This window comes from Cupriavidus sp. UBA2010, assembly GCF_002335265.1.
Classification (GTDB): Bacteria; Pseudomonadota; Gammaproteobacteria; order Burkholderiales; family Burkholderiaceae; genus Cupriavidus; species Cupriavidus metallidurans.
In genome coordinates this window covers 225,689-241,957 of record NZ_DDCI01000017.1, presented here as the reverse complement: position 1 = coordinate 241,957, position 16,269 = coordinate 225,689, and the positions used below count along the sequence as shown (strand labels likewise).

Annotated in this window: 13 protein-coding genes; 5 read left to right on the top strand and 8 right to left on the bottom strand. The window is 59.3% G+C overall.

All coding sequences use genetic code 11. The features are described 5' to 3' along the window. Nucleotides 1-17 precede the first annotated feature (17 nt). Genes B2246_RS13730 through B2246_RS13695 form a run of 8 tightly spaced genes read right to left on the bottom strand, consistent with a single transcriptional unit; the run spans nucleotide 18 to nucleotide 8,797 of the window. Nucleotides 18-1,151: a right-handed parallel beta-helix repeat-containing protein gene (locus tag B2246_RS13730; RefSeq protein ID WP_286882378.1), complete on the bottom strand. Its 1,134-nt coding sequence runs from the start codon at nucleotides 1,149-1,151 to the stop codon at nucleotides 18-20. Then, on the bottom strand, nucleotides 1,148-1,831 hold the full coding sequence (locus B2246_RS13725; protein ID WP_286882380.1) for a CatB-related O-acetyltransferase: 684 nt from the start codon (nucleotides 1,829-1,831) through the stop codon (nucleotides 1,148-1,150). Before B2246_RS13725 ends, B2246_RS13730 begins: the two co-directional genes overlap by 4 nt. Nucleotides 1,832-1,886: 55 nt before the next feature. Beyond that, the gene (locus tag B2246_RS13720) at nucleotides 1,887-3,431 is read right to left on the bottom strand and encodes a capsular polysaccharide biosynthesis protein (RefSeq protein ID WP_286882381.1); all 1,545 of its coding nucleotides are present in this window, start codon (nucleotides 3,429-3,431) and stop codon (nucleotides 1,887-1,889) included. Further along, nucleotides 3,413-4,390 carry a glycosyltransferase family 4 protein gene (locus B2246_RS13715; protein WP_286882382.1) on the bottom strand — a complete coding sequence of 326 codons (978 nt, stop codon included), beginning with the start codon at nucleotides 4,388-4,390 and terminating at the stop codon, nucleotides 3,413-3,415. The genes B2246_RS13720 and B2246_RS13715 overlap by 19 nt, the downstream gene beginning before the upstream one ends. A gap of 22 nt (nucleotides 4,391-4,412) precedes the next feature. Then, nucleotides 4,413-6,233 (bottom strand): polysaccharide biosynthesis/export family protein, encoded by a 1,821-nt coding sequence (locus tag B2246_RS13710; RefSeq protein ID WP_286882383.1) that lies wholly within the window; start codon nucleotides 6,231-6,233, stop codon nucleotides 4,413-4,415. Nucleotides 6,234-6,243: 10 nt separating this feature from the next. Further along, on the bottom strand, nucleotides 6,244-7,350 hold the full coding sequence (locus B2246_RS13705; protein WP_286882384.1) for a chain-length determining protein: 1,107 nt from the start codon (nucleotides 7,348-7,350) through the stop codon (nucleotides 6,244-6,246). Next, nucleotides 7,347-8,012, bottom strand: a complete 666-nt coding sequence (locus B2246_RS13700; protein WP_035882857.1) for an ABC transporter ATP-binding protein — start codon at nucleotides 8,010-8,012, stop codon at nucleotides 7,347-7,349. The genes B2246_RS13705 and B2246_RS13700 overlap by 4 nt, the downstream gene beginning before the upstream one ends. Further along, entirely contained in the window at nucleotides 8,009-8,797 is a 789-nt protein-coding gene (locus B2246_RS13695) for an ABC transporter permease (protein ID WP_051705396.1), read from the bottom strand. Before B2246_RS13695 ends, B2246_RS13700 begins: the two co-directional genes overlap by 4 nt. Nucleotides 8,798-9,376: 579 nt before the next feature. On the opposite strand from B2246_RS13695, the gene kdsA reads away from it, so the two are divergent. Genes kdsA through B2246_RS13670 form a run of 5 tightly spaced genes read left to right on the top strand, consistent with a single transcriptional unit; the run spans nucleotide 9,377 to nucleotide 15,451 of the window. Then, entirely contained in the window at nucleotides 9,377-10,216 is an 840-nt protein-coding gene (kdsA, locus tag B2246_RS13690; RefSeq protein WP_286882468.1) for a 3-deoxy-8-phosphooctulonate synthase, read from the top strand. Next, nucleotides 10,216-10,959: a 3-deoxy-manno-octulosonate cytidylyltransferase gene (gene kdsB / locus B2246_RS13685; protein WP_035882860.1), complete on the top strand. Its 744-nt coding sequence runs from the start codon at nucleotides 10,216-10,218 to the stop codon at nucleotides 10,957-10,959. Before kdsA ends, kdsB begins: the two co-directional genes overlap by 1 nt. A 39-nt stretch (nucleotides 10,960-10,998) precedes the next feature. Then, a complete protein-coding gene (locus tag B2246_RS13680) occupies nucleotides 10,999-11,961 on the top strand; it encodes a KpsF/GutQ family sugar-phosphate isomerase (protein WP_286882385.1) in 963 nt (320 codons plus the stop codon). A 50-nt stretch (nucleotides 11,962-12,011) separates the two neighbouring features. Further along, entirely contained in the window at nucleotides 12,012-14,060 is a 2,049-nt protein-coding gene (locus B2246_RS13675) for a capsular polysaccharide biosynthesis protein (protein WP_286882386.1), read from the top strand. Nucleotides 14,061-14,065: 5 nt separating this feature from the next. Next, nucleotides 14,066-15,451 (top strand): capsule biosynthesis protein, encoded by a 1,386-nt coding sequence (locus B2246_RS13670; protein WP_186424690.1) that lies wholly within the window; start codon nucleotides 14,066-14,068, stop codon nucleotides 15,449-15,451. Nucleotides 15,452-16,269: the final 818 nt, after the last annotated feature.

Genomic DNA, 16,269 nt, shown 5'->3' with positions numbered 1-16,269 from the left:
CCCGACACCACGCCACCCTATTGAGTACTGCCGAACTCCCAATGTGGTGTTTGCTTCTCGGGGGTGCGATTGTCCCGGAGCACTGTCCCGCGAACTGGCAGGTTCAGCACCTGATTGCGGTACTTCGTGCCGACAAGCAAGGAACCATTGGCGAAGGGGCCAACGAATGCGTTATGTTCGACAACGGTGTCATCGTCCTCCACGATCATCCCCCAGTTTGCAGGACCACCGAACGTATTACCGCTGACATAATTGCCTCGGGCCTCGTCGAGTACAACGTCCATGTCGGCGTTCTTGTAGTAGGGGGTCCTGCCGCATTGCATGCTGCGCATATTCCGGCTCATGCGCGAACCTACCCAGACACCCACACGGCCGTCTATTTTGTTCCCCTGGATGCGATTGCCATTGGCCCCGTGCGCACGAGGTACTGACTCAGGATCTGTCAGACCGCGTTCCTGGCAGTTCCGGTAGAGGAACACGCCCCCCAGGCCGTTGCCAGAGATAGTCGATGCTTCGATGCGATTGTCAGCCGAAGCATCGATCGCGATGCCAGGTTGCATTGGCCTGGCACCATCCCATCCGCTTTGCAGGATTCGGGAGCGAACGATGGAGGTGCCGCTGGAATCGTGTTCAAGGTAGATTCCTGCGCCACTGACGCGCTGCACCGTAGTGTTATCGATGACAGTGCCAGTGGCATGATCATCGATGTAGATCCCCACTCCGCCGATATCCTCAATCGTGTTGCCGATCAGGTGGGTGCCGGAAGGCGTGCGGGAAACGTAGCGTTGCGGGTCGTCTCCACCGACGATCTCTCGCTTTTTGCCGTCCGGTACCGACCAGCCGATGCCAATGCCGAGCTTGGTAAAGCCGTGCACCCGGCAGTTTCGAATCTCTACGCCTTGCAGGCTTTCCCCCCTGGAGTCGATCAGAATGCCGGTTGCCCGCGAGTTGTCACCTTCCAGAGTTGCCCCATTGCAATCTACGCGGACAGGCCGGGTGATCTGCATTCCGCTGTGATAGATGCACTCCGCGCGTAATGTGACGTCCTTGTCCAGCGCGGGCAGTGTGCAGTCGTCGGCGAAAGCCAGACCGCTCGGAACAATTGTGGCGATAAGAATGGAACCGAATGTTCTTGATAGCGGGTGTTTCATGCGTTTTCCTTGCTGCTTCGGATGGCTTCAATGGATGTAATGGCCTGATCGATATTGCCGAACGGAATATTCTTCAATGAATCAAGGGGAAGATCCCACCAGCGCGTCTTGAGCAAGCGCGACACTTTGTCTTCATCAAAGCGAAGTCGGATTCGCCGCGCTGGAACGCCTCCGACGATTTCATAAGGGGCGACATCCTTCGTCACCACGGCACCAGCGCCCACAACTGCCCCATCTCCAATCTTGACGCCGGCCACTATTACGCAGTTGGTCCCGAGCCAAACGTCGTTGCCAACTGTGGTGGGCTCGTGAAAGCGCCACTTCTCGGTCTGCAAGGCTGGATAGCCCTGCACGCGATTGAAAAGCGCTGGCGAGAATTGGAAAGGGTGCGAACTCAGGAATTCCACGGGATGGCGTGCCGCCCCGATCTGCACGTTACGCCCGATCGAGCAGAATTTGCCGATGCGGACGTGGGGAAAGACGACAGCACCTACATTGACGTAGGTGAACCCGCCAATAAATGCCGGCGCATAGACCACTGCGCCATCTCCAATATCAATTGGGTCGTCGAAGCTCACCGCACTGCTGACTTGGGCTGTAGGAGCGATGCGGCCGCCGAGCTCGGCGCAGCGCTTACGGTTGTCGGCACGCTGTTGCTCAGCTTCGTTCTCTGTCGGCATGATTCTTCCTTTGTAAATGGCGGATCGGAGCCACTCGCGCATGGCTACCCCTCACTCAATGTGCAATCAGTCGGGCTACTGAGCGCAGTAGTGGCGAGTTTGCGTCGCGGAAGAAGGCATAAGGGTTCTGGCGAAACTTCCTGAGCTTTCTGGTTGTCGCCGATTCCCGCGAAACAACTGGGTTGTCCGGGATGAGCAGTTCCGTCGCCGGCGCTTTTTTAGGCGCCGATGCCGTCGCGGGCTTGCTGGCCGGCTTGACCGGTACAGCCGCAGCCTTCGGCAAAGGGCCAAGGATCCGGATCAGGCGCTCAATCCCTTCCTTCTCGACTTCAGGAACCAGCCAGGTATTTAGTGCCTTCAAGAAAAAGTCTTCGAGCGCGGCGTACTCGGGCAAGGAGAGATAGCTACCAGGCAGACTGTTGACCGTCTCGACAATCTGGGAGACGGTAAGGTCATCCAGGGTAAAGCCCTTGCGACCAAAGAAGGCCTTTCCAACCTGGATTGGCTTGATGCCCGCCAGGGCCGCTTCCAGCAACCCCTGTGAATTGACACCGATGACGAAATCCGCGGAGCCCAGCAGGTGTTCAAGAGAGTAGTCTTCGACAATACGCAGACGTTCCTCGTGGTCGGGGAACTCGGCTTCGATCAACTCGCGTGTCAGCGCCCGGCTGACATTCGCTTTCTTTTGCTCCCACGGATGGGCTTTGAAAACAATGTTCGCACTGGTATCGCGCAGCAAAGCGCGAATGCAGTTGCGATAAAAGGCGATGCTGTGGAAACCTGTTTCGCCGTGGTTAAGCAGGGAGAAATCATTGACGACCTGCCCCAGGATTACCACCTGCTTCTCGCCGTTCTGGAACAAGGGCTCACCGTCGTGCTCAGGCTGCTTGACATTCTTGTTGGAGCGCCTGTCTAGCCGCTCCATTAGCGCTGCGCGGTCGCCGCGACGCTTGCCGCCTTGCGTGGCGATCTCGATCGAGCCATACAGCCCCGGGGCGCCGAGCAGTGAGTCATTGGGCAGCGGGCTGTGGCGCGCCTCCAGGTAATAGTCTTGCCCTGTGAAGAAACTCTCGCAAACGTAGAGCTGCCCTTGACGGCGCTGCATGATGCACGAGAATGTCCGTGCATAGATGAGGCTGCCGGAGAAAACCAGGGCAATATTCATGGGAGGTAGGCTCCGCATGATCTCCAGCCACCGGTCCATCCAGTACCAGGTTGCAGCGAAGTTCTCCAACAGGGCGGCCCGGTCAGTCTGGTATAGCCGCGCCAGAAGGTCGTCGCCATCGACACCATAGTGCTCGGTATCCGTCCAGTGCGGCAACGGCGCCAGCCGGCTCATCAGTTCGGCTCTGGCGATCGAGAAAGCATTGAAGCCATTAATACTGAGCGCGCGCAACTGCGCCTCGCTCCAGTCGGCCATGCGCTCGAGATAGGGCGCAATCTCCTCGCGATCTTCGTAGTGGCCGAATGCGGTAAGCAGGCCTTCCGGGTGCTCGATCGCATGCATCTCGTAGCCTGCGCGGCGGAGATAGGTGATCAGGCTCTTGAAGTTCCGATCGGTGATGTGCAGACGATCTGCGATCAGGACGCGTTTTGCCATGTCAGGATATTTCCAAGAGTCTCGTTGAGTACCTCCCGATAGACGTCGACCACTCGGGAGGCGTGGATGGCCCAGGTAATGGCATTGCCGGCATTGCGCTTGGCACCTTCACGCAGGTCCGCACGGGAAGCTGGATCAAGAAGCCACGCAGAGATCTGCTCGGCATCGGACCCGGCGTCCATGGAAAGATGAAGCCCGTTTTCCCTGTCGACGACCATATCCTTGGCCATGCCAATCGGGTTACACAGCACAGGTACTGCGCCGCCAACGGCCTCCGGAATATTTGCGGGGCCGCCTTCGAACCAGGAGGACATCAGCAGGGCGTCCACGGTCCGGTAGGCAGAGGCGACTGTTTTGTAGGGCAAGGTCTCGTACGCGGTCACGTCGAAGCCGAACCGCTCCAGCACCGCGGCATCGTAGGTGCGGCCTTTGCCAATCAAAACGAATTCGAAACGGGCTGGATCGAGGCGCTGGGCAAGCTCGTAGATGTAGCCCTCGCCCTTGACCTTTCTCGGATAGCGACGCGAGAACACGCCTATCACCACACGGCCGTTCTTACCGCTACCGGTATTCTCACGGTAGGGTATGTCAGTGGCATCGCCACGCGCACGGATATACCTTGCGTGGTAACCATGGGGAATGACGACGGTATTGGTAATGCCCTCCGCCGCCAGGTAGTCCCGCTGTAGCGTATTGAGGCAGATCACGCGATTTGCCTCCCGGTAGCGGTCAGTAAAGTGCTGGACCGTGAGCGAAGGATCGTCGTCGCGCAGATCGTGGTGAACTGTGACCACACACGGGCCTGAGAGGCGGGATTCCAGATTTGGCCGGTGATAGTGCCGGATCATTCCGCCGAGCGTCGCACTGGCTGATGCCACGTGCTCGATACCGGGCGGCGCGAAGCTGCGGTAGTACGAGATGATGTCCGAGAAAATTCCGCTCGCGACATTGTTCGACATTACGTGGTTTACAAGGAGCATGTCAGAGACCTATTGCCACCTTCGCCGCGATGGCGATCTGGTAAAGAATAGAGAAAACGTCCTTGGCAAACTGCATCGTCTTGAAGTCCACCTTGGGCAGGATCATGATCTGGTCACCTGGCATCACGGTATCGTCCTGGCGCGCATCGATAAACGTGCCGTCAAGATGGGCAATGATGACGCGTGAACTGTCAGCGTTCTGCGTGTATCCGCCTGCCTGCTGAATGTAGCGCTGGACATTGGCACCAGGTTTGAATACGAACGAGTTCGGGAATAGGACTTCACCGCCAATCAACACCAGGTCGTTGCGAGTGGGGATCCTCAGTCGGTCACCGTTCTCCAGCAGCAGGGCGCTGCGTTCCTCGCCGTGGCCGATGACGGCTTGACCGGAGGGATCAATGTGGCGCGCGCGGTCCACCCATTGCAGAACCAGGGCAGCCTCACGCTGGCGCAGCTGGGATTCCTCGTTAGTTCCGGAACGTGCGGTCAGCACGCTGTTCTGCAACTGCGTGAGCGAGGTATCGAGCATCTTCGCCTGCCGATCCTTCACGCTCTGACGAAAGAGTTGCGTGCTCTCTGGCAGCGAGTTGGATGTCATCTCCACGCGACCAAGCAGGTCGCCCAGCTTGGTGCCATAAGGCACGACATACTCCTGCGGACCCAAGTGCTCGCCTTCCACCCGCACCGTAATCGTGCCGGGCCGTTTGTCAGCTGTGAACTCAACGAGATCGCCATTCGTCAGCGTGACATCTGGCGCATTGCTGAGTGGATAGTACTCAACGTCCTGCACCGTGCCCGATCCACGCGTGACGCGCACATTGGTAGAGGTGGCATCCGGCCGCGCAGCGGCTGCGATCTGGGCCAACGTGGTGGTGCCATTGAACTCAAAACGCTTGGCGCTCGCCGCCAGGCCGCCGACCATCACTGTGTTCTTCCGCTGGCCAACGAAGATCACGTCGCCATCTGTCAGGGGCGTACTCGGTAGGTCGCCATTCAACAAGAAGCGATAGAGATCGACTTTGTAGCGTATGGTGGCTCCACGCTTGACCTGTATGTCCAGAAAGGAACCCCGGTCCGGATCGACGCCACCGGCCATGTCCAGATAGCGCAGCACATTGTCGTTCCCCGTTCCTTCGTACATGCCGGGATGGCGGACGAAGCCGGAGACCAGCACGCGGACGGGCTGTGCCGAGGCGAGACTCGCGTAGATCGAAACATTGCTACTGAAGACCTTGCGCAACGCGCCGGTGACCGCCGCTTGCAGGTCGCGGTTGTGAATGCCAGCAACACGCATCGGTCCGCAATGAGGCAGGAAGATCATGCCCTGCGAATCGACGGTAAGTACGCTATCAAAGTCGAACCCGCCCCAGATCCTGACGCGCACGCCGTCACCGATGGCAACGGCGTAGTCAGGATTGAAGGTGGATGGCGCGCTGCGGGCGAATGCGCCGGTAAATAGCTGAGTGCCGAAGACCTCGCTCTTCTGGTTGGCATCGTAATCGACCAGCCGCTGGGCAGGGATATATGCCTGTGCACCGATGTTCGGCAACGGCGGCTGGATCTGACCGGTACCTGGCAAAGGCGTGCCGCCCGTGATCATCGGAGATTGCAGGCCGGAGATACTCGGTTGGCTGCTTTGCCAGGCAGGTGCCGCAGCACCTTGGCCAGTGGCGGCGTCAGTCGAGGGACTGCTGTCCGAGCCGGACGTTAGTCCGAGCAGTGCATTGGGCAGCATGGATAGCGGAACGTTGGACGTCTGCGCGTGCGCTGTCCATGAGAAGAGCAGAGACGCGGCGACGAGGCAGCAGGTAATTCGTTTCATATCAGGTCAGTCAATCGCGATGGTCGCGAATGATGGCGACAAGCAGGTGCAGGACGCCTGTTAGCATTGCGGCGGCCAGCAGAGAGAGAAGGATGTTGTAGATGCGCCGCGGCTCGAGGGGATAGACCGGGAGGTTGGCCGATTGCAGGACTGCAACGGATTTGATCTTGCGGGTCGACTCCACGCGCGCTGTCTCAAGTGCCACTAACGCCGTCTTGTACATATCGTCGGCCAACGCAGCCTCGGCCTCCAGGCGGCCCTGCTCTTCTGCCACAGCGTTAAGCCCACCACCGCGCTTGGCGGCCATGCGCTGGCGTTCGGCTTGTAGTTGGGATTTCACCGCGGCAATCTGGCTGTCGAGTTGCACGATGTCCGGCGCAGCGGGAGTCAGGTAGCCAGCCAACGCTGCGCGCTTGGTCATCAGGTCAGAGAGTTCGGCGTCCAGTCGACTCGCGATGGCCGAGACGCTTTCCACGGCATTGCCGGGCGACACCAGGCCATGCGCATCCTGATAGGCCAGAACGGCCTTGCGCGCCGCGACCATGCGGACACCCAACGCCGAGACTTGCTGCTCGATGTAAGAGACCTGGTCATGCGCGGTCTTGTGATCGAGCGCATTCATATACTTCTCGCCCTCGGTCACCATCTTCTGCGCGATCGCACGCGCCATTTCCGGGCTATAGGCCTGTGCGGTGATCGTCAGCACTTGTGCATAGTCGTCGTAGGTGACGTCGATGCGGGAAAGGTAGTAGCGCTGAAATCGTTCGTCTGGCGCGTCCATGGACCATAGCCGCGAGAGCAAATCGCGGCGCCTGTCGCTGAAGTGTTCGCGCAGATGCAAGTCCTTGTCCAACAGCTTCATCATATCGATGGAAAGCAGGTGGTCACGCAGCAGGAGCAGATCGCGATTGCCACCGGAGCCAGCCAGGAGCGATATCAGATCGGCCGAGCTTTGCTGCATGGCGTTGGTCTTCTGCAGGTAGATGTGGGCCTCAGAGACATAGCGGTCCGATGCGATCACGCCCCAGTACAGTCCAGAGATCAGACTGAACAATACGAAGGCGGCTAAAAGAGGGGAGCGGCGGGCCGCGCTGGCAACGCCGGACAACGTTTTCATGCGTTTATACTTTTCTTGTACTCGGAGAGGGCGTCTGCAATGTCGTCGAACCAATAGGCGGCGCCGTTGCTCATGAGGATTCCCTTCTCACAAAAATTCTTCAGCGTTCCCTCGTCGTGGCTGACCATGATCAGCCCCGCGGAGGCTATGAGATCCTCGAATGCCTTCTTCGACTTTTTCTTGAATTTCTCATCGCCAACGGCGATGAGCTCGTCGACGAGGTAGGTGTCGAATCGGAAAGCCAGTGAAAGAGCGAAGGCAAGCCGCGAGCGCATCCCGGACGAGTAGGTTTTCATTGGCGCGAAGAAGTAGTCGCCCAACTCGGAGAAGACATGCACGAAGTTCGTGCGCTCGGCGATCTCCTGGTCCGGCACGCCGTGGATGCGGAACACGAAGCGAGCGTTCTGCTCTCCGGAGAGCGCACCCTGGAAGCCTCCGCTCAGGCCAAGGGTCCATGAAAGCTTGCCGTCGCGGCGAATCTTGCCGCGGCTCGGATGATCCATCCCCCCGATCAGGTTAAGGAGGGTTGACTTGCCAGCGCCGTTGCGGCCAATCAGGCCGACGCGATCGCCTTGGCGGATACAGAGGTTGATATCCCGAAGCACCCAGTTGCGACTGTGATGTCCGCTGTAGCGCTTCCAGACCTGTCGTAGCTCGATCATCGCGACTCCAGTTCCCGCCGAAAGCGAACGTGCAACAGCAGGCCAAAAGTCACCAACGCAGCCGAGATCAGGCTTAGATAGGAAATGCTGATTCCCTCATAAGCGTGGTACGCCGGGAAGTATCCAATCCGCATGATTTCAAGCGCATGGACGATGGGGTTGTAGAGGAGCCAGCTTCTGTACGGCTCGGGCACGATGAAGATGGGGTACATCACGCCAGAGATGTAGAACAGCCACATTGAGACGATCTTCGCGATCTGCCCGATCTCTGGAACGATCGTGCTACCTGCGGAAAGAATGAGCGAGATTCCGGTTGAGAAAGCCCATAGCAGGAAGAAGCCAAGCATGACCAGCAGCGGGCTTGTCGGCTCCACGTCCATGCCATAGAGCCAGCACGCCAGGATTAATACGCCGCTGACGATGAAGTACACAAAGGCCTCGAGCAAGGACCGCACCAGCACCACATCGAACGCCTTCACCTGCCTGTAGTGAAAAAGGGCCCGATTCGATGTCACGGCGTCGATACCGCGCAGAGCGATACGACGGAACATGTAGTACGGAAGAATGCCGAGTCCGATGAAAAGCGGCGGGTTAGCGCCGGGGATCAGGCGATGCTGCAGGATGCCGTGCAGGATCATCAGAAAGGCGATGTGCTCGGCGGATTCCAGCAAGATCCAGAGCGAGCCCGCCCGCTCAAGCGATACACGCGTCACGGCTTCGCGCAAGAAAAGCGCGCGCCAGACTGTGAGCGTGACACGCAGCGGTGCGGGGATGGTCAGCGTCATCACCGACCTCGCGGAGAAATGAAGACCGCCCGTCGCAGGGGACACGAGAAGAAAAACAGAACAGCCATGGTCTTGCGTGGTGAAGTTCGTACAGCCCACCTGCCAGACCGACACCTGCACGGGACAGGCAATTCCGAGGACGACAGCGGTATCTGAAGTTGTTGATCGAGAAGAACCCTGCCGGGCACTCTCTACGCGCCCGGATCGCGGAAACTCAAGCGCTTCCCTGTGGTTGGAAGCCGAGAAGCGATCGGACATTGATTGGAACATTAGCGTTCCGACGCGCAGCACGCAGTGAGAAGTATCCGAAGATCATGAGGAAGACTCCTAATCACTGCAGTGGGGTCAGGCAGTCCGTGCGCACCCCAACGGGGTCCGACTGTGGACAGGGTGGATTCAGAGTTGGCGCGCGGGGGATTAGGAAGTTTCGGGGAATCTGAAGAACCTGCACTTCCTAGAATACCGTCAACCTTGTATTCCAAGACAGCCAACCACGACGAGTCGATTCAATTCATTCATCTGGACAAGCCGACCACAGCCCCTACGGTTGACGGCTCGTGGCTGTGCAACAAACTGCTGATGGCTACGATAAAAAACCTCTCCGTGCGTAACGGCGCACCTCTTGTTCTCTTTGGCGGCATCAATGTGCTGGAATCCCGCGACTTGGCAATGCAAGCCTGCGCCGCCTACGTGGACGTCACCTCCCGCCTGGGGATTCCTTACATCTTCAAGGCCAGCTTCGATAAGGCGAACCGCTCATCGATTCATTCCTATCGTGGGCCTGGACTGGAAGAAGGGCTGCGCATTCTCCAGGACGTAAAGGCCGCGTTCGATGTGCCCGTGCTTACAGATGTCCATGAGCCATGGCAAGCTGCCCCGGTCGCAGAGGTGGCTGACGTGCTGCAGCTTCCCGCCTTCCTGGCAAGGCAGACGGACCTCGTTGTATCGCTAGCTCGCACTGGCCGGCCCATCAATATCAAGAAGCCGCAGTTCATGAGCCCGACGCAGATTCAGCACATCGTCGAAAAATTCCGCGAGGCTGGCAACGATAACCTTCTGCTCTGTGACCGCGGTACGTGTTTCGGCTACGACAACCTCGTGGTCGATATGCTTGGCTTCAGCGTCATGCGCCGGGCGACAGGAGATCTCCCAATTGTCTTTGACGTGACACACAGTCTGCAGCAACGAGACGCCGGCAATGCGGCTTCTGGCGGGCGTCGGACTCAGGTGGTGGAACTCGCCCGTGCCGGCGTTGCCGTCGGCATTGCCGGTCTCTTTCTGGAAGCGCATCCCGACCCGGATCGAGCGCTATGCGATGGTCCGAGTGCACTGCCACTGAGCCAACTGGAGCCTTTCCTCACCCAGGTGAAGATGCTCGACGATGTTGTGAAATCGCTGCCGGCAATGGAGCTCGCCTGATGACACGGCAGGATGGCGAGAGCGTTGTCATCATCATTCCCGCGCGCTACGGCTCGACGCGCTTGCCTGGCAAGCCGCTGTTGGACATTGCCGGCAAGCCGATGATTCAGCACGTCTACGAGCGTGCCCGTTCGGTGCGCGGCGTAGGTGCCGTGGTGGTTGCCACGGATGACGCGCGCATCGAGTCGGCGGTGCTGGCATTCGGTGGGAGCTGTCTGATGACGGCCGCCGGGCACCAGTCTGGAACAGACCGCCTTTGCGAAGTCATGCGCATGGTGCACGCCGACCTCTACATCAACTTGCAGGGTGACGAGCCGCTGGTACGTCCTGCTGACATCGAGTTGCTGGCAAACCTGATGCTCGCCGATCCGACTTCCGACGTGGGCACGCTTTGCCATGAGTTCTCGCTGGAGGAAGCCCGCGACGAGAATGCCGTGAAGGTGGTGATGTCGAACGAAGGTGATGCCCTGTACTTCAGTCGCTCATTGATCCCCTTCCCTCGCGATGGCGCGTCTGCACGCTACTACAAGCATTCGGGTGTCTACGCGTTTCGGAAAAGGGTGCTCGAGGTCTACGGAAGCATGCCCCAGCCGATGGCGGAACAGGCAGAGCGCCTGGAGCAGTTGAGGCTGCTTGCGGCAGGTTTCCGCATACGGATGCAGGTGGTGCCACCCACCGGGACTGGTGTCGATACCCCCGCTTGCCTGGAGCGTGTCCGGGCCATTCTTGCTCCCGCTGTTTGACGGCAGCTGAAGACTTACAGACAAAAGGACAAACGGAACATGCCAGAGTCAATTTCCCTTGCAAAGCAAGTGGTAGCCACGGAAATCCGCGCGCTGGAGGCGATGAACGCACGCGTGAGCGAGGATTTTGGGCGCACCGTGAAGTGCATCCTCAACATGAAAGGCAGATTGGTCGTTGTCGGCATGGGGAAGTCCGGCCTGATTGGCCGGAAGATTGCGGCCACCATGGCGTCGACGGGCACCCCGGCTTTCTCCGTACACGCTGGAGAGGCCTTTCACGGGGACCTAGGCATGATTCGCCCGACTGACGTCGTGCTGATGATCTCCAACAGCGGCGAGACGGAGGAATTGGTGCGCTTGCTGCCGTTCCTCAAACATCAGAACAACTACGTCATCGCCATGACCGGTAAGCCTGCCTCGACGCTGGGGAAGTCGGCAGATACGATTCTCGACATTAGCGTCGAGCGTGAAGCATGCAACAACAACCTGGCGCCAACCAGTTCCACTACGGCCGCGCTGGTTATGGGAGACGCGCTGGCTGTCGTGCTGGCCTCCAAACGCGGATTTCAGCCGGAGGACTTCGCGCGGTTTCACCCTGGCGGCAGCCTCGGACGGAGCCTGCTTATGCGAGTGGCGGACGTCATGCATAAGGGTGCGCTGCCCGTATGCACCGCACAGACGTGCTTCAAGGACGTGGTCCATGTCGTCAATCGGGGTCGCATGGGGCTGGCCTTGGTCATGCAGGGAGACCGCTTGCTCGGCATCATTACCGACGGCGATATCCGCCGCGGATTCGACACCGTACATGACTATCGCTCCATCCTCGCGGAAGACTTGATGTCGACAAGGCCAAAGGCAATCTCGCCGGATGCGCGCGTTGGTGACGCGGAGGCGCTGTTGCGCCAGGAGAAGATTGGCGCATTGGTTGTGCAGGACATTGATGGTCGGGTCATCGGCATCTTCCAAATGCATAACGCGGAAGAGGCACCCGGCGTGCACTAGAGATCAGCATATCGATGACGGTTTGATTCCAGGTTTCGCTCAGGATTCGCATGGTATTCGCGGTGGTCACTCCGGGCCTGTGGCGCACGCCCGGGCTTCGCAGGTTTTTTCACGAGGGCGTCGCCTTTCGCCCCCGGCAACATGTCGATGCCGTGCTCGGCTGGGGCGATAAACCATCCAGCATCAAGGCCCGCGCGTGGGCCGCGCGGCGGCACTTGCCATTCCTGTCTGTGGAGGACGGCTTTCTGCGTTCCATTCATCCGGGACGGAGCAGACAGGGTCTTCTCTCGCTGGTGGTAGATGATCTGGGCATTTACTACGATGCTCGCCGTCCATCCCGCCTGGAGCAGTACATCGCGCAGGGAGACGCGTCGGCGGCCGAGCGGGATGCCGGTGCCCGGGCGATGCAGTTGGTGCTGCAGCACAGGCTTACCAAGTACAACCACATGGGCGAGCTGCACCTTCCCGCGAGCACGCCGGGCAAGCCTCGTGTGCTGGTCGTGGACCAGACGGAAGGCGATCTGTCTTTGTTACGTGGTGGTGCAAGCGCGGACACATTTGCGCGGATGATCGCGGCCGCGCTTGCCGAGCATCCGGATGCCGAGATATGGATCAAGACCCATCCGGACGTTCTCTCCGGCAGGCGGCGCGGGCATTACGAGCGATGGCAGTTGGATAGCCGCGTCCGCTTGCTGGCGCAGGAATGCTGCCCTCTCTCGCTGCTCGCGCAGATGGATCACGTCTACGTGGCAACTTCCCAAATGGGATTCGAAGCATTGATGCTCGGTAAGCCGGTGACCTGCTTTGGTCTGCCCTGGTATGCGGGCTGGGGCCTCACTCATGACGTACATCCGGAAGCGGCTCGCCTCGCACTGCGGCGTGGGAGGCAACGAAACGTAGTTGACCTATTCGTCGCCGCCTACATCCAATATACGCGCTACATTCATCCAGTCACGGGGCAGTCCGCATCGATCTTCGATGTCATCGATTGGCTGGCCCGCAACAAGGCAATCGGGCAGGAAGGAAAGGCGCCTACATACTGCGTCGGCATGTCGCTTTGGAAGCGGGCCACAGTCATGCCCTTCCTCTCAGCGAGCACGATCAGGAGCCTGCGCCACCTCAGTCCGGACAAGCTGAACCGGCTGCCTCAGGATACGACAATCGCCATCTGGGGCGATCGTCATGCTGGCTTGATAGCCCGCGCGCGGGCTCGTGGACTGACCGTTCTGCAGATGGAGGACGGGTTCGTGCGTTCTGCAGGGCTTGGCTCTGACCTCCATGCCCCACTTTCGCTTGCCGTCGATCCAGATGGCGTTCACTACGACCCAAAGTCGGCCAGCAAGCTGGAACAACTGCTCTCTACGCGCACAGTGAATCCGGACGATGCCGGGCGTGGCCGACGGCTACGCGAAACGCTTGTCCGCAATGGCATCGACAAATACAACCTTGGGCATTCGACTATTCCAGTCCTGCCCGCACAAGCGTTGGGAAAACGAATCATCCTGGTGATCGGGCAAGTCGAGGACGATGCCTCTGTCCGTAATGGCTCGACTCTGGTGAAGGGCAACGATGCCTTACTCGCCGCGACACGCCGTGCAAATCCGGATGCATGGGTGATTTACAAGAGTCATCCTGACGTCGAGGCTGGGAACCGCATTGGCTCGCTAAAGCCGGCCTCCGAGATACTGGCTGATCAGATCATCACTGAGGCTAGTCTCGGCGCCTGCTTGGTCCTGGCCGACGAGGTACATGTCATGACGTCACTGTCCGGCTTTGAGGCCCTATTGCGAGGGAAGGCCGTGCATTGCTATGGCGCGCCGTTCTACGCCGGCTGGGGCTTGACCACGGATCACTTTCCTTTGCCGCGCAGACAGCGGCGTCTGACGTTGGACGCGCTGGTGTTTGTCGCGCTGTGCCTGTATCCGCGCTACCGCTTGCCGGGTGTGGAGGGATTCTGCTCGGTGGAGGACGTCGTCGACTGGCTTGCGAGGCGCAAGCGTGCAAGGCTCGGTGCGACAAGCGAGTCCTGGCTCGTCAGGCAGGGGCGCAAGGCTGGCCATCTGGCCCGCTCCGTCCTGCAGCATGGCAGGTACGTCTGATTTCGATGAAAGGTCATGCATACGCGGCTGACGGTGTTGTCGGTCGGCTTGGCGTCTATGCCAGAGTCCTGCTTCTGCAAGGGCCTGTCGGGCCGTTCTTTGCTCAGCTGCGAGAAGACCTGACTCAGCAGGGGACTGAAGTCTGGAAGGTTAACCTCAACGGCGGGGATGACCTCTACTACTACGGTGAACGGCTGCTCCACTTTACGCAGCCGATGGTGGCCTGGAGCGACTGGTTGCGGAAACTGCTGATTCGGACGCGCGTGGAGGCCATCGTCGTTTTCGGAAGTTCACGGCGTCATCACAGGATCGCTGCCGGGATCGCTCAGGAACTCGGGCTCGACTTCTGGGCCTTCGAAGAAGGCTACCTTCGCCCTGACTTCATCACTCTGGAACTCGGAGGGGTTAACGCCGATTCCCCGCTGGCCCGTATCCCTCTGGACACGGTACCGCTGCTTCCGGCGCCAGAGGGGCTACGTCAGTATCCCGGTGCCTATTGGAAGATGGCGCGACATGCCTTGCGCTACTTCGCGGCGGGATGGGCCGCGGCGGGACGCTACCCAGCCTACCGGCACCATAAGCCGTTCCGGCTGCGAGAACTGGTTTGCTGGATCCGGGCGGCTTACCGCAAGCCCTGGTACCGACTCCGCGAAAGACGCCAGGTGGCGCGGCTGCTTATGCCTGGGCATCCGCGGTTCTATCTGCTGGCTCTGCAGGTTTATAACGATAGCCAGATCCGCAGTCGCAGTCCGTGGCGTCGAATGGAGGACGTTATCGAATGGACCGTCTTCTCGTTCTCGAGATTCGCTCCGTCGGACTCGCTGCTGGTCATTAAGCATCACCCCATGGATAGGGGGCATCGTGACTATGCAGCAGCGATTGCTGCTATCAGCGATCGGTTCGCAGTGGCTGACAGGGTCGTATATGTCCATGATCCGCGTTTGCCGTCTCTGTTGCGACGTAGCAGCGGGGTGGTCACAGTTAATTCGACCATGGGAGTACAAGCTCTGCACCACGGCGTCCCCGTCATGACTCTCGGCCGTTCCTTCTACGGGCACACCCGCATGACCTGGCAAGGAACGCTCGACGAATTTTGGACGTTCGCCCAACCGGCGAACCGGCTGGACTGGATCCGCTGGAAGCACTATGTCATTCACCAGTCCCAAGTCAACGCGTCCTTCTACACCGGAGGAAAGACCGTGCCCAATCAAGGGATGCGCGGCATTCGCTGCGCCGCAAGGGCTCTCGTCGAAATGACCGGTCGCCTGCTGCGAGCCTCGATCCACGGAATACAACGCTTCGGGGCGATCGCGAGCAGGCTGGTCACGGGCGCCGAACCGTTGCCGCAGAATCCCTTGCCGCGAAAACCATTCTCGGATTACGACTCGTAGCCCTGGATAAGGCGCTGTCAGGTTTTCCAGCGGGAGAGGCCCAATAAGACTGATGCCAAAGCTGCATGAACCAGCGCAGCCGGCATGCGATGGCGTTAGCAACGGACTGAGCATCACCTCCTCTGGGCAATTGCAACTTCAAGACGCCATCGCCACACAAACTCATGACGCTGGCTTTGGCGTTCTCGCATGAACTCGTCCACAAGCAATCAGAAATCCCTCGCAAAAAAAATGAAATTTCCTTGACCTCAATTCCGTCTCCGCATGAAAAATGGAGGACAAGGGATGTTGTCCGTTGGTTATCCCTCGTGTTGATACTGCTTTGACCCCAGTATTCGCACTTCCCCGTATGGCCGCTTCCTCCCGGAGCGGCTTTTTTTTTGGAAGTAGGCCAGACGCTCTCGTCATGCCGAGACCAGACGCTGACGCACAGTTGTCAGCAGGCATACTTCCGTGCGATGACATGGACGAGGCAAGCGCACCGATGCTGGCCAGGCTATCCAAGAATTTTCACTGAAGCCAATCTGAAGCAGCGTACGCCAGAAACCAGGAAAATCAGCGATCATGACGTAAGAGTCGAGCTTTCCTCTCGCCTCTGATTGGACCGGTCCCTGCTCACCTTCACGGACCTATCTGGTGCGCCTGCTCTCCTGAGCAGGCGCATGCCGGATCCACGGCTGAGTCATCCCTCGTACAGCCGATTGCACCATTCGACACCTCGCGCGTCATTCCCCTCTCTGATTTGCCGACTTCCCGGTGGAGTTGTATCTACCGCAAGCAGTGGTGCTCGCCATCGCACTCTCGCGATGATCCGTCAG

Bases quoted from the DNA above. Each gene is read 5' to 3' on its own strand.
- B2246_RS13730 (WP_286882378.1), bottom strand. From the start codon at position 1,151: ATGAAACACCCGCTATCAAGAACATTCGGTTCCATTCTTATCGCCACA.
- B2246_RS13725 (WP_286882380.1), bottom strand. From the start codon at position 1,831: ATGCCGACAGAGAACGAAGCTGAGCAACAGCGTGCCGACAACCGTAAG.
- B2246_RS13720 (WP_286882381.1), bottom strand. From the start codon at position 3,431: ATGGCAAAACGCGTCCTGATCGCAGATCGTCTGCACATCACCGATCGG.
- B2246_RS13715 (WP_286882382.1), bottom strand. From the start codon at position 4,390: ATGTCGAACAATGTCGCGAGCGGAATTTTCTCGGACATCATCTCGTAC.
- B2246_RS13710 (WP_286882383.1), bottom strand. From the start codon at position 6,233: ATGAAACGAATTACCTGCTGCCTCGTCGCCGCGTCTCTGCTCTTCTCA.
- B2246_RS13705 (WP_286882384.1), bottom strand. From the start codon at position 7,350: ATGAAAACGTTGTCCGGCGTTGCCAGCGCGGCCCGCCGCTCCCCTCTT.
- B2246_RS13700 (WP_035882857.1), bottom strand. From the start codon at position 8,012: ATGATCGAGCTACGACAGGTCTGGAAGCGCTACAGCGGACATCACAGT.
- B2246_RS13695 (WP_051705396.1), bottom strand. From the start codon at position 8,797: ATGACGCTGACCATCCCCGCACCGCTGCGTGTCACGCTCACAGTCTGG.
- kdsA (WP_286882468.1), top strand. From the start codon at position 9,377: ATGGCTACGATAAAAAACCTCTCCGTGCGTAACGGCGCACCTCTTGTT.
- kdsB (WP_035882860.1), top strand. From the start codon at position 10,216: ATGACACGGCAGGATGGCGAGAGCGTTGTCATCATCATTCCCGCGCGC.
- B2246_RS13680 (WP_286882385.1), top strand. From the start codon at position 10,999: ATGCCAGAGTCAATTTCCCTTGCAAAGCAAGTGGTAGCCACGGAAATC.
- B2246_RS13675 (WP_286882386.1), top strand. From the start codon at position 12,012: ATGGTATTCGCGGTGGTCACTCCGGGCCTGTGGCGCACGCCCGGGCTT.
- B2246_RS13670 (WP_186424690.1), top strand. From the start codon at position 14,066: ATGAAAGGTCATGCATACGCGGCTGACGGTGTTGTCGGTCGGCTTGGC.